General features: G+C 61.4%; 11 protein-coding genes. 10 read left to right on the top strand and 1 reads right to left on the bottom strand.

Annotated elements, in window-relative coordinates; all coding sequences use genetic code 11:
* The first annotated feature begins 245 nt into the window (after window positions 1-245).
* The 10 genes from dusB to CCR95_RS11205 all read left to right on the top strand — a co-directional run bounded on the left by dusB (window position 246) and on the right by CCR95_RS11205 (window position 10,853).
* Window positions 246-1,313 carry a tRNA dihydrouridine synthase DusB gene (gene dusB, locus CCR95_RS11160; RefSeq protein ID WP_201094332.1) on the top strand — a complete coding sequence of 356 codons (1,068 nt, stop codon included), beginning with the start codon at window positions 246-248 and terminating at the stop codon, window positions 1,311-1,313.
* Window positions 1,310-1,615: a helix-turn-helix domain-containing protein gene (locus CCR95_RS11165; RefSeq protein ID WP_201094334.1), complete on the top strand. Its 306-nt coding sequence runs from the start codon at window positions 1,310-1,312 to the stop codon at window positions 1,613-1,615. The genes dusB and CCR95_RS11165 overlap by 4 nt, the downstream gene beginning before the upstream one ends.
* A 39-nt stretch (window positions 1,616-1,654) precedes the next feature.
* Window positions 1,655-3,214: a bifunctional phosphoribosylaminoimidazolecarboxamide formyltransferase/IMP cyclohydrolase gene (purH, locus tag CCR95_RS11170; protein WP_201094336.1), complete on the top strand. Its 1,560-nt coding sequence runs from the start codon at window positions 1,655-1,657 to the stop codon at window positions 3,212-3,214.
* Between the two features lie 193 nt (window positions 3,215-3,407).
* A complete protein-coding gene (lpxA, locus tag CCR95_RS11175) occupies window positions 3,408-4,184 on the top strand; it encodes an acyl-ACP--UDP-N-acetylglucosamine O-acyltransferase (protein WP_201094339.1) in 777 nt (258 codons plus the stop codon).
* Complete coding sequence (locus CCR95_RS11180; RefSeq protein ID WP_201094341.1) at window positions 4,177-4,404, top strand: hypothetical protein; 228 nt, start codon at window positions 4,177-4,179, stop codon at window positions 4,402-4,404. Before lpxA ends, CCR95_RS11180 begins: the two co-directional genes overlap by 8 nt.
* Before the next feature lie 8 nt (window positions 4,405-4,412).
* Window positions 4,413-5,723, top strand: a complete 1,311-nt coding sequence (gene purD / locus CCR95_RS11185) for a phosphoribosylamine--glycine ligase (protein WP_201094343.1) — start codon at window positions 4,413-4,415, stop codon at window positions 5,721-5,723.
* A gap of 81 nt (window positions 5,724-5,804) precedes the next feature.
* The gene (locus CCR95_RS11190) at window positions 5,805-7,418 is read left to right on the top strand and encodes a tetratricopeptide repeat-containing response regulator (protein ID WP_201094345.1); all 1,614 of its coding nucleotides are present in this window, start codon (window positions 5,805-5,807) and stop codon (window positions 7,416-7,418) included.
* A gap of 14 nt (window positions 7,419-7,432) precedes the next feature.
* The gene (locus tag CCR95_RS11195) at window positions 7,433-8,119 is read left to right on the top strand and encodes a sensor histidine kinase (protein WP_201094347.1); all 687 of its coding nucleotides are present in this window, start codon (window positions 7,433-7,435) and stop codon (window positions 8,117-8,119) included.
* A 98-nt stretch (window positions 8,120-8,217) separates the two neighbouring features.
* Window positions 8,218-9,996 (top strand): VWA domain-containing protein, encoded by a 1,779-nt coding sequence (locus CCR95_RS11200; protein ID WP_207188592.1) that lies wholly within the window; start codon window positions 8,218-8,220, stop codon window positions 9,994-9,996.
* Entirely contained in the window at window positions 9,993-10,853 is an 861-nt protein-coding gene (locus tag CCR95_RS11205; RefSeq protein ID WP_201094349.1) for a hypothetical protein, read from the top strand. Before CCR95_RS11200 ends, CCR95_RS11205 begins: the two co-directional genes overlap by 4 nt.
* 9 nt (window positions 10,854-10,862) lie before the next feature.
* Here CCR95_RS11205 and CCR95_RS11210 read toward each other — a convergent pair whose 3' ends face one another.
* Window positions 10,863-11,864 carry an aminoglycoside phosphotransferase family protein gene (locus tag CCR95_RS11210; protein ID WP_201094351.1) on the bottom strand — a complete coding sequence of 334 codons (1,002 nt, stop codon included), beginning with the start codon at window positions 11,862-11,864 and terminating at the stop codon, window positions 10,863-10,865.
* Between the last annotated feature and the right edge of the window lie 312 nt (window positions 11,865-12,176).

Here is a 12,176-nt window from a genome sequence, read left to right on the forward strand (position 1 = left end):
TCTACGACACCCGGCACCGGTTTTACTCTTCCACTATTGAATAACTTGGCACTACATTGCGATTTTCGGCCGGCGTGTACATAAAGATCAGATGGTTAGATGCCATCTGGGGGTGTTTATCAATGGGTTATGTTAAAGATGGGTTAGGATGACAGCCACGTTCAGGGATACGCCGTTGTCCCGGGATCGGCTGACCTGTTAGCCTTGCCGACCGCCTTCGCTGACGCGGTCTATTCTTGGAGAGTATGAACGATCGATCGTCCCTGCCGCAAAATCCTCGCCTCCCGCGACGCCCCTTCGCCATCGGCCCTTACCAGTTCGCCAACAATCTGATTCTGGCGCCCATGGCGGGGATTACCGACCGCCCCTTTCGCACCCTCTGCCGGCGACTTGGCGCGGGGCTGGCGGTCGCCGAGATGGTCGCCGCCAACACCGCGCTCTGGGGCAGCCGCAAATCGCTCCGTCGACTCGATTATCGCGGCGAGCAAGGACCGATCGCGGCGCAGATCGTCGGTTCCAACCCAGCCGAGATGGCCGAGGCTGCGAAGGTCAACCTGGGACTGGGTGCGCACATCATCGACATCAACATGGGCTGCCCAGCGAAAAAGGTCTGCAAGGTCGCCGCCGGCTCCGCCCTGCTACGCGACGAGATCCTGGTGGGACGGATTCTGGACGCAGTGGTCGCCGCCGTCGACGCGCCGGTGACGCTCAAGATCCGCACCGGTTGGTCGCCCGAGAACCGCAACGCGCTCCAGATCGCCCGCATCGCCCGCGAGGCCGGGATCGCCGCGTTGACCGTGCATGGCCGTACGCGCGCCTGTCACTATGGCGTCCCCGCCGAATACGACACCATCCGCGCCATCCGGGAGTCGGTCGCTCTGCCGCTGATCGCCAATGGCGACATCGCCACCGCCGAACAGGCCAGACGAATTCTGGACTACACCGGCGCCGATGCTATTATGATCGGACGCGCGGCCCAGGGACGCCCATGGATCTTCCGCGACATCGCCGCCGGCCTCGCGCCCGACGCGCCCGACGCGCCCGCAAGTGACGGGATCCATGCACCATCCGGGATCCCACCAAAAGACTGGATCAAGGACATTCTGAGCGCGCACCTCGAAGAGCTGTACATGTTTTATGGTTCCCACGGGGTCCGCATCGCTCGCAAGCATATCGCCTGGTATTGCCGGCACCTGCCCGGCGCGGCGGGCTTTAGAGAAGACATCAATCGAACGGAGACCCCGACGGACCAGTTGTCCAGGGTGCTCGCGTTTTTCGACCAATGCCCCGACACGGAGAACGAAGCAGCATGAAGACAGCGGCTGCGCAACACGCATCGGAACCACCGCAGTCGGCGGGGCTGCGGGTGGTGGAGACGGATCGCACGGACCCCCTGAGCCTGTGCGTTCGGAGCGCCCTGCGGTTTTACCTCGACAACATGGCGGATCACGAGATCACCGGACTTTATGGTCTGGTCATGGAAGAGGTCGAACGGCCGCTCTTCGAGACCGTCCTGAACCATACCGACGGCAATCTGAGCCACGCCTCCAGAATGCTCGGCATGACGCGCAGCACGCTGCGCAAGCGACTCAGCGACTACGGCATCGAACGCTGAATGGAACTTTAAAAGTAACCCCAAACCCGGACCTCCCAAATGCAACCCATTCATCGTGCCCTGATCAGCGTTTCCGACAAGACCGGCCTGGTCGACTTTGCCCGGGCATTGGCCGCTCGTGGCGTGGAAATCCTTTCCACCGGCGGAACCTCGCGACTGCTCATCGAGCAGGCCATCCCCGTCATCGAGGTCTCGGACTACACCGGCTTTCCGGAAATGATGGACGGGCGCGTGAAGACGCTGCATCCGCGCATCCATGGCGGGATTCTGGGGCGGCGCGGCATCGACGAGCGGGTGATGCGCGAGAACGAGATCAAGCCCATCGATCTGGTCGTGGTCAACCTCTATCCCTTCGAGCGGACGGTCGCGAATCCGGACTGCGATCTGGCGACTGCCATCGAGAACATCGACATCGGCGGTCCGACCCTGTTGCGCGCCGCCGCGAAGAATCATGCCAGCGTGACCGTGGTCGTGGATGCCGCCGATTATGCGCGGGTACTGGCCGAGATCGCGGAGACCGGCGGGGTGAGCGACGCGACCCGCTTCGATCTGGCGGTCAAGGTCTTCGAGCATACCGCCCGCTACGATGGCGCCATCGCCAATTATCTCGGCACGCTGACCGCGACCGACGCGGACGCCACTTTCCCGCGCACCCTGAGCCTGCAATTCAAGCGCCAGCAGTCGATGCGCTATGGCGAGAACCCGCATCAGAACGCGGCCTTCTATGTCGAGCACGAGGTGGTCGAGGCGGGGATCGCCACCGCCCGACAGATCCAGGGCAAGGAACTTTCCTATAACAACATCGGCGATACGGATGCCGCGCTGGAGTGCGTCAAGCAGTTCGACGAGGCGCCCGCCTGCGTGATCGTCAAGCATGCCAATCCCTGCGGCGTGGCCTTCGGGGCAAACCTGCTGGAAGCTTACAACCGCGCCTATCGGACCGACCCCGAATCCGCTTTCGGCGGCATCATCGCCTTCAATGGCGAACTCGACGGCGAGACCGCGCGCGCCATCGTCGAGCGTCAGTTCGTCGAGGTCATCGTCGCCCCGCGCCTCTCGGCGGACGCCCGCACGGCGGTTGCGGCCAAGCAGAATGTAAGGCTGCTCGAATGCGGCGACTGGAACGCGGAGTCTTTACATCGGCTGGATTTCAAGCGCGTCAATGGCGGACTGCTGGTGCAGGATGCGGATCTGCGCCTGACCGAAAACGTGCGGACCGTCTCCAGCCGCGCGCCCACGGACCAGGAACTGGGTGACCTGCTCTTTACCTGGCGCGTGGCCAAGTTCGTCAAGTCCAACGCCATCGTCTATGGACGCGAACGGATGACCGTCGGCGTGGGTGCCGGGCAGATGAGCCGGGTCAATTCGGCGCGGATCGCCCGCATCAAGGCCGAGCAGGCCGGGCTCGCGGTGGCCGGCGCGGTCATGGCATCCGACGCCTTCTTCCCCTTCCGCGATGGCATCGACCAAGCCGCCGAGGCGGGCATCACCGCCGTCATCCAGCCCGGCGGCTCGATGCGCGACGAGGAGGTCATCGCCGCGGCCAACGAGCACGGCATGGCCATGGTCTTCACCGGGATGCGGCATTTCAGGCATTGAAACCGCGTCCGGTCTGGCATGCGCGGCTTTGCGCATGCATTCCAGCTTCATCCACACCAATACAGGTCGTCACTGACGCGGTTTGAATGATTGATCAACTTCATTTTTTGAACCGCGCCAGCGCGGACCTTCATTGGCGGGCGCAAGACCGCTCCAGCGCTCGGGGCCAGCGGGTCACGGAGGGTGTGGTTCAATGAGAATCCATCCGACGGCCATCATCGAGGATGGCGCCCGCCTGCATGAATCCGTGACGGTCGGTCCCTATTCGATCGTCGAGTCCGGGGCTGTGATCGGCGAGGGTTGCCGTCTCGAAAGCTGCGTGCGCATCTATGCCAACACCCGCATGGGCGCGGAGAACCGCGTCTGTCATGGCGCGACACTCGGATCCGAACCGCAGGATCTCAGTTACACGCCCGACAAGGCCCGTCCGCTCGTCATCGGCGACCGCAATCACTTCAAGGAAGGGGTCAACATCAGTTGCGGCATCAAGTCTGAGGAAGGGACGCGCATCGGCGATGACAATTATTGGATGACTTTTTCGCACGCGGGCCATGACTGCGTCGTTGGGAACCGCAACATCTTCGCCAACACGGCCACGCTGGCCGGACACGTCGAGGTCGGCGATCGCGTCTTTCTGTCCGGTCAGGTCGCCGTGCATCAATTCTGCCGCATCGGCTCCTATGCCATGGTGGCCGGTGTCACCGGAGTGGCTCAGGACGTTCCGCCCTTCGCCCTGGCCGACGGTCATCGCGCCAGAATCCTTGGACTCAATGTCGTTGGGCTCAGACGCAACGGTTTCAGCCAGGAACAGCGCAAACGAATCAAGGAGGTCTATCGTCTGGTCTTTCGCTCCGGTCTGCGGTTGGCCGAGGCGCTGGTCCGCGCCGAACACGAGTTCCCCGGACCGGAAACCGAACAGATCGTGCAATTCATCCAGTCCAGCCGGCGCGGTCTGATTTCGTTTGCTTAAATTCGAGCATTACCGGGGCATTCCGGAGCTACGTTACTATTTTCTGCTCGATCAGGAGCGCCCCCACGCCGAGCTGTTCACGCGCGCTTCCGAACCGGATCGCTGGGTGTTGAGCGAGGCGAACGGGATGGATGGAGGCATCGATCTCCCTGACTGGAACCTCCGCCTGCCGCTGGCCGATCTCTACCGGGATGTCGAGCTAACCCCTGAAATCGCATGAGAGCAACCATGAACATTCTGATCGTCGGCAACGGCGGACGCGAACACGCGCTGGCCTGGAAAGTCGCGCAGTCAACCCTGGCGGACCGGATCTTCGTCGCGCCCGGCAACGGCGGAACCGCCCGCGAACCCGGCGTGGAGAACGTGTCGATCACTGCTGACGACATCCCAGCCCTGCTGCGTTTCGCCACCGAGCAGGCGATTGGACTGACCATCGTCGGCCCCGAGGCACCGCTGGTCGCCGGCATTGTCGACGCCTTCGAGGCCGCCGGCCTGCCCTGCTTCGGACCGAGCAGGGAGGCCGCTCGGCTCGAAGGCTCGAAGACCTTCGCCAAGGATTTTCTCGCCCGCCACGCCATCCCCACGGCGGCCTATGGCGCCTTTACCGAGCTGGAACCCGCGCTGGCCTATCTGCGCCAGGTCGGCGCGCCGATCGTGGTCAAGGCCGACGGACTGGCAGCAGGCAAGGGCGTCATCATCGCCGCCGATCTAGCGACCGCCGAGAGCGCGGTGCGCGACATGCTCGATGCCGGCCGTTTCGGGCAGGCCGGCGCGCAAGTGGTGATCGAGGAATTCCTGACCGGCGAGGAGGCCAGTTTCATCGCGATGGTCGATGGCGGGGATATCCTACCGCTGGCGACATCCCAGGACCACAAGGCGCGCGATGACGGTGATCGCGGACCCAATACCGGTGGCATGGGTGCCTATTCGCCGGCGCCGATCGTCACCCCCGAGATCCACGAGCGTATCCTGCGCGAGGTCATGCAACCGACCGCCGACGGACTGGCCGCCGAGGGGATCCGCTATCGGGGCTTCCTCTATGCCGGTCTTATGATCGGCGCCGACGGCACGCCCAGGGTGCTGGAGTTCAATTGCCGACTGGGCGATCCCGAGACCCAGCCGTTACTGATGCGTCTGCAATCGGATCTGGTCGAACTCTGTCTGAGCGCGCTCGCGGGCCGGCTCGACGAGACGGCGGCCGTATGGGATCCGCGCCCCGCCGTGGGCGTGGTGTTGGCGGCTGGCGGCTATCCGGACCGCTATGAGGTTGGACGCATAATTTCCGGACTGGATGAGGTGTCGCCTGCCGAGGCCAAAGTCTTTCACGCCGGCACCCGCCTGGAGGGCGACGCCGTGCTGACCAACGGCGGGCGCGTACTCTGCGTGACGGCGCTTGGCGACAGCGTGTCGGCGGCGCAGCGGCTGGCCTATCGGGGGGTCGATCGCCTGCGCTGGGATGGCGGCTATTGCCGGCGCGACATTGGCTACCGCGCCATTGCGCGCGAGACAAACCAGCCGCCAGCGCGCGATGTTTCTTGATGGCGACCGACAGGGAGGGGTAGCATCCAGGCAATCGGTGGTCGGGACAGGCGGATTGACGAGCGCGCGGAACGCAGCAAGATGGCAGATGTATTTTCCCAGAAGCATTACCTGGTCATCGACGACTTCAGCGATATGCGCGCGGCGATCAGAAGTATCCTGCGCTCGCTCGGCGTCAATCAGATCGATCAGGCCCGAGATGGGAATGACGCCATCGCGCAGATGGCGAAAAAGCGGTTTGATGTCGTGTTATGCGACTACAACCTGGGGCCCGGCAAGGATGGCCAACAGGTACTCGAAGAAGCGCGGCATCGTCAACTGATCGGAGTCGACTGCATCTTTATCATGGTCACGGCCGAAAACACGCGCGAGATGGTCATGAGCGCGGCGGAATACGCGCCCGACAGTTATCTGGCCAAGCCGTTCACCAAGGAACTGCTGAAAAACCGTCTCGACAAGCTCTTCGAACGCAAGGCCCACCTCGCCAAGGTCAATAAGGCGCTGATGTCCAAGGATTATGGCGCCGCCATCGGCGAACTGGATCAATTGATCGCCTCCTCGCCCAAAAACCTCGCGGATCTCCTCAAGCTGAAGACGGAAATCTGTCTCACGGCAAACCGTTATGACGAGGCCAGGGCAGTCTATGAACAGGTGCTGGCCGCGCGGGAAATCGTCTGGGCCCGCCTCGGGATGGGCAAGGTTCTCTACTGGGGAAAAGAATATGCCCAGGCCCAGGAAACCTTCAGGCAGTTGATCGCACTCGATCCCAACTTGATCGCGGCCTATGACTGGCTGGCGAAAACGCAGACCGCCCAGCAACAGTTCGCCGCCGCCGAACAGACTATCCAGAATGCCATCCAGCTCTCGCCGCGCGGACTCAAACGCCAACAGCTACTCGGCGATCTGGCACTGAGCAATGGGCACATCCAGGAGGCGGAAACCGCATTCGGTCACGCCGTGGCGCTGGCCAAACACTCGATTTTGAACCACCCGTCGCTCTTCGCGAGTTGGGCGAGATCCAAGTCATCGAACAAGAAACATGTCGAAGCACTGAAAATTATCGGCGAGATCGATAAGAAGTTCCCGGACATGCCCGAGGCGACCTTTTACAAAGCCACCGCAACGGCTTCGGTGAAACAGCATCTGGGCGACTCCACGGGCGCGCAGGAGGCGCTGCGCACTGCCGAGCAGGTCATGGCCCAATTCAGCGAAATATCGAACTCCAGACTCGCTCTCGACATGGTGAAGACCTATGCCCAACTGGGCGAACAGGAAAAGGCCATATCTCTGTTGCAAGCCTCCATCGCTAACAATCACGACGACGACGAGTTCCTCACGGAAGTCGTGCGGGTTTGCCACGAAGCCAATGTGGAGTATGACGCCGAGAAAGCCATTCGCGACATCCAGCGCAACGTCGTCAAGACCAACAACGCGGGAGTCCGACTGATCAAACAAGGTGAATTCGATGCGGCCATAAAGCTTTTGCGCGAAGCGGCCGAAGAGATGCCTGGCAATAAGACCATCAACCTGAACGCAGCCAAGGCCATCATTATGAAGATGGAAAAAATGGGCTCAGCCAACGAGGATATCCAAACCATCCTCCGCTATGTCGGGAGGGTGCAATCAGTCGCTCCGAACGACTGGCGGCTGAACGACATCCTCTCCCGCCTGCGCAAGCTCGCTCCAAAAGTTTAGCTCCGGTCGACACCATGGACTTTTCCGACATTCTTGCCTCTTCCATTCACGACATCAAAAACTCGCTCGGATTGATCCTCAACAATCTCGACGAGCTGATTGCCGATCCTGACAATCACCTCGCCAATCCACGGCAGGCCAGCCTGTTGCAACATGAGGCGCAACGGGCCAACAGCAACCTGATTCAACTGTTGAACCTATACAAGCTCGGGAATGGACAGCTTGCGGTGCACATCGCCGAACACAACCTCGACGATTTCCTCGAAGAGGTCATCGCCGACAGTCAGGCCGTCTGCAATGCCCTCGGCCTCGACCTGAGTTACACCTGCGATCCGGGGCTGACCGGCTATTTCGACGCAGAGCTGATTCGGAGCGTACTGGATAGCACGATCGGCAACGCGCGACGCTATGCTCGCCAAACCATTCTGCTCAGTGCCGATTCGCAAGACGGCTATCTGGTGATTCGCGTGGAAGACGACGGTGCAGGCTTCCCAGGCCAACTCCCGCAATGGCTATCCGATGAAAACGAGCAGACGCTGAATTCGACCGACCCATCGAGCGACCCATCCAGGACGCGTCTGGGGATCTATTTTGCCGCCCGCATCGCCCAGCAGCACAAGACTCCTGAACGAATGGGGAAAATATGCCTTAAAAACGGCCACACCCTGAAGGGCGGTTGTTTCGAATTGTGGCTGCCTTGACCTAAAGCTGGGCCAGCAGCACTCAAGGTTTGCTGCGGTCGGCCGCTAATCTCATGATGCGCGACATTCCTGTTCACCTCCCCCTCCGGCCATTTCTCATGGCCTGTTTGCTAGCGCTGCTGGCGACCGCCGGCACCGTGTTCGCCGCGCCGCCGGAGGTGCGGATTCTGGTCGATGTCTCAGGCAGCATGCGACGCAATGACCCCCAAAATCTACGGATTCCGGCGCTACGACTGGTGAACGAATTGCTGCCGGACGGAGCCAGCGCGGGCATTTGGCTGTTTGCCGAGAAACCCGAAATCCTGGCGCCTCCCGGAAAGGTCGATCAGAAATGGAAGACCCGGACAGGCGCGCGTCTCGAACGCGTGCATTCGCGCGGCCTGTTCACCGACATCGAACAGGCGATCGCCGCCGCCATCGCCGGCTGGGATGCAGCGACCGAGGCCAGCGATCGCCATCTCGTCCTCTTGACCGATGGTCTGGTCGATGTCTCCAGGGAGGCGGACAAAAGCGCGGCGTCCCGCGAACGCATCGTCTCCACCCAGCTCGAACGCCTGAAGGCATTGCATGTCAAGGTACACGCCATTGCCCTGTCGGATGAGGTCGATGCCGAACTCATGCGCCTGCTCACCAGTCAGACCGACGGCTGGCTGGAATCCGCCAAGGACGCGGATACACTGCAACGTGTCTTTCTGCACATGATGGAGCAGGCCGCGGCGTCAACGACGGTCCCCCTGGAAGGCAACCGTTTCGAGATCGACGATCAGGTCTCCGAATTCACCCTGCTTGCCTTCCGCGGCGCCGAAGGAGCGACAACCCTGGTCTCTCCCGATGGCGTAACGATCTCCGCCACGCAGCAGCCCGCGGGAACCATCTGGCGTACCGAGGCCGGCTATGATCTGGTGACTCTGACCAAACCCCAACCCGGACAATGGCAACTCCAGGGCGTGGAGGATCCGGATAACCGAGTGGTGGTCGTGACCGATCTCGGGATCGCACTGACTCCCCTGCCGAGCGCCCTGCGTCACGGCGAAATCCTCCGCATCGAAGCCTGGCTGACCGATCACCAGGAACCGGTCACGCACAGCGATCTCCTGCGGTTGCTGACCGCCAAGGCGATGCTGACGCCCATCGCGGAAACGATCCCGCCACAGAAGGAAGGGGCGGAACAGACGCCGCTCCAAGAGGCAGGAGAGAATCGGCAACCGCTCGAACTCGCCCTTGAACTCGATCCGGAAAGCGGACGTTATCGAGGCGGCCTGGAAACGCCTTCGTTGGCCCCAGGCGTCTATCAATTGCAAGTCACGCTCGATGGGGGCACCTTCAAGCGCCAAGCGGCGAAGCGGATCAAACTCGTCGGTTCGCCCGTGACCATTCGGTATGCTCAACAGCTCCCATCGGAAGCGACACCAGCCGCGGCGCTCATCCCGACCTTGGACGCCGAACCCGACCTGATCGATCCGAGCAGTCTGTCCGGCTACCTGCTGATGCGCGGCCCCAAGGGCAACGATTCGGTCATCGATATCCCCAAAACGAAGACCTTGCCCCTGGTGCTGACGATTCCGGTCAAAATGCCAGGCGACTATCAGATCCAGGGACGCCTGCTGGCGCGCACCCTGACCGGTGAAACCATCGATATCGAGCCAGAACCCAAACACCTTGTCTTCGAGTTCGACGCGTCATCTCTGCTTGCACACGACGACAGCGAGCAGGATGTCGCCGGCCAGTCGATCTCGTGGATCGAGCTTAGTGTGTACGTACTCGTCGGCAACGCCATCCTGAGCTTGCTACTGGGACTCACCTGGTGGTGGCTGCATCGATCGAGAAACAGCATCGTTGCCGTCAAGGCGAAGCAAACATCAGGGCAACCGGCATGATGAGCGCACTCGAACTTGGTAGCCTCATCCTGGCGGTGGAATTCGCTCTGGTTGCCTGGGCGATTCTGTTTTTCCTGCTGCGTCGACAACGCCAGCAGCTCCACTCCGATCAGACCCATGCCGGCGCGGCGATCGAAAAACTTGCAAAGACCGAGACATCGCGACGCGATGACTTGACAGCCCTGTTCCAATCGAACTATCAGTTGGAAGGCGAGGAATTGGCGGCCCGGGTCGACGAGTATGTCGCGCGCGAGAAAGCCTTTTACAATGCGATGCTAAGCCTCTATCTGGAGCGCGATGGCGCAAAACTGAAGGACATTCCAGCGGAGTTGACCAAGGTACTGAGCCCCTGGACAAATTTGACGCCCAGCGGACTGGTGCCGGCGGGCGAACTCGATCATCTTGAAAGCGAAAAGTCCGAACTCGCCGCGGAACTGGAAAGCACGCAACGGACCTTGGATGAATTGATGCAGGAATATTCGGCCGCCTTCAGCCGATCCCACCAACCGCCCGAGTCAGCACCGCCTCAAGCGGCTCCGCCAGACAAATCCATCGCGGATATCGTGATCGAGGAAGAAGCCATGGACATGGACCAGGACGGTTTCGACGTCCGGGCGGAAGAAGAGGCTGACCAGCACGAGTTCGAGATCGCAGACACCCTCGCGGAGACGCCATTCGCAGCACCCGAGCCGGAGAAGACTGCCCCGGAATCAGTTGTCGACAGTGCGCAAACACCAGCCCATCCATCCGGCGACAGCGACCCTAACGACGACGCCGATGAGGCGCTTGCGTGGGAAGAGCTGGAAGGACTCGCCGATCTTTTCGAGCCCCCGTCGTCATCGAAGAACGGCGCGTGAAGTTGACCGCTAGCGACTGACCGAGTTTTCCAGGGTCAGAGGCAAGACCCGCTCCGACAGAAATCGGCAAAACTCGTCTAGTTCTCCGTATTTACCCGTAACCTCGATCACATATTCAAGGGTTCGGGGAATATCGCCCAGATAGTGCGGTTTGCCGTCGCGGAGATTCAAGCGCGCAAAGATCCCGCACGCCTTCAGGTGCCGTTGAATCCCCATGAGGTCGAACCAGCGCGGGAAGCGTTCGGCATCACTCTGGCGCAGGATTCCCGACTGAATGGCAAGCTGACAATAGCCCAGCGCCCAGTCAGCAACTCGCTCCGCGGGCCAGGCGATGTAACAATCCCGAAGCAACGAGACCGGATCGTAGGTGACCGGACCGATCACCGCGTCCTGAAAATCCAGAACCCCGGGGTTTGCCGTGTCGCTCAACATCAGGTTACGGGAGTGGAAATCACGGTGCACGCAGACCCGCGGCTGCTCCAGTGCGCTCGCGACCAGAAGCGCATTGGCCCGAGCAAGCGTCGACAACTCCTCTGCGCCGAGACTCAGGCCAAGCTGTTTCCGCACAAACCATTCATGAAACAGATCCAGTTCGCGGTGCAAAAACGGGGCATCGTAAAGCGGCAGGCCATCGAGCGGTCCGCAAGCCTGAATGACCGCCAGCGCGCCCAGGGCATCGCCATACAGGCGGTCGGCATTGTTGGCGTCAAGCTGATTCAGATAAACGCGGTCTCCAAGATCGGCGATCAGCAGAAAACCCTGGTCACGATCTTCCGCGTGGATCTCAGGGGTATTAATGCCGATGGCGCGAAAGCGCCCGGAGAGATCGGCGAAGCGACCGCAATCCTCGAACGCCGGTGGCGCATCCATGGCGATCAGGGTTCCGCCGGCATGACTCACTCGCCAATAGCGCCGAAAGCTCGCATCCGACGAGGCGGGCGCGAGTTCGAATGACTCACCATCGAGCTGAGTCGCCAGCCAGTTTCGCAACCTCTCATTCCGATCTGACATATCCACCACTCACGACACCTAAACCACGTCCGCCGTCATGCGCTCCGCGACACGCCGACTCAGACGCGGGCGAACCGCTCGCCATGCGAGACGCGGTTTCAATGATCACCAATAAAAAACCTGACCTGCGTCAACCGCGACGCCGGTTCGGTTCGTTGAGTCCAGGCCGGTGCGCTAGCCATCCATGCCACGCCGAACGCGATTTGGCGCATGTCAAGATTGCTGGCAGAGCCTGGATATGACATGGTTACAGGTTGAAACCAACTCGTCCACTCATTCAGCCTCGTGTTCATTCAGCCGCGTCAGTGACGA

The sequence above is a fragment of the Thiocystis minor genome, from assembly GCF_016653465.1.
Taxonomy (GTDB): Bacteria; Pseudomonadota; Gammaproteobacteria; order Chromatiales; family Chromatiaceae; genus Chromatium; species Chromatium minus.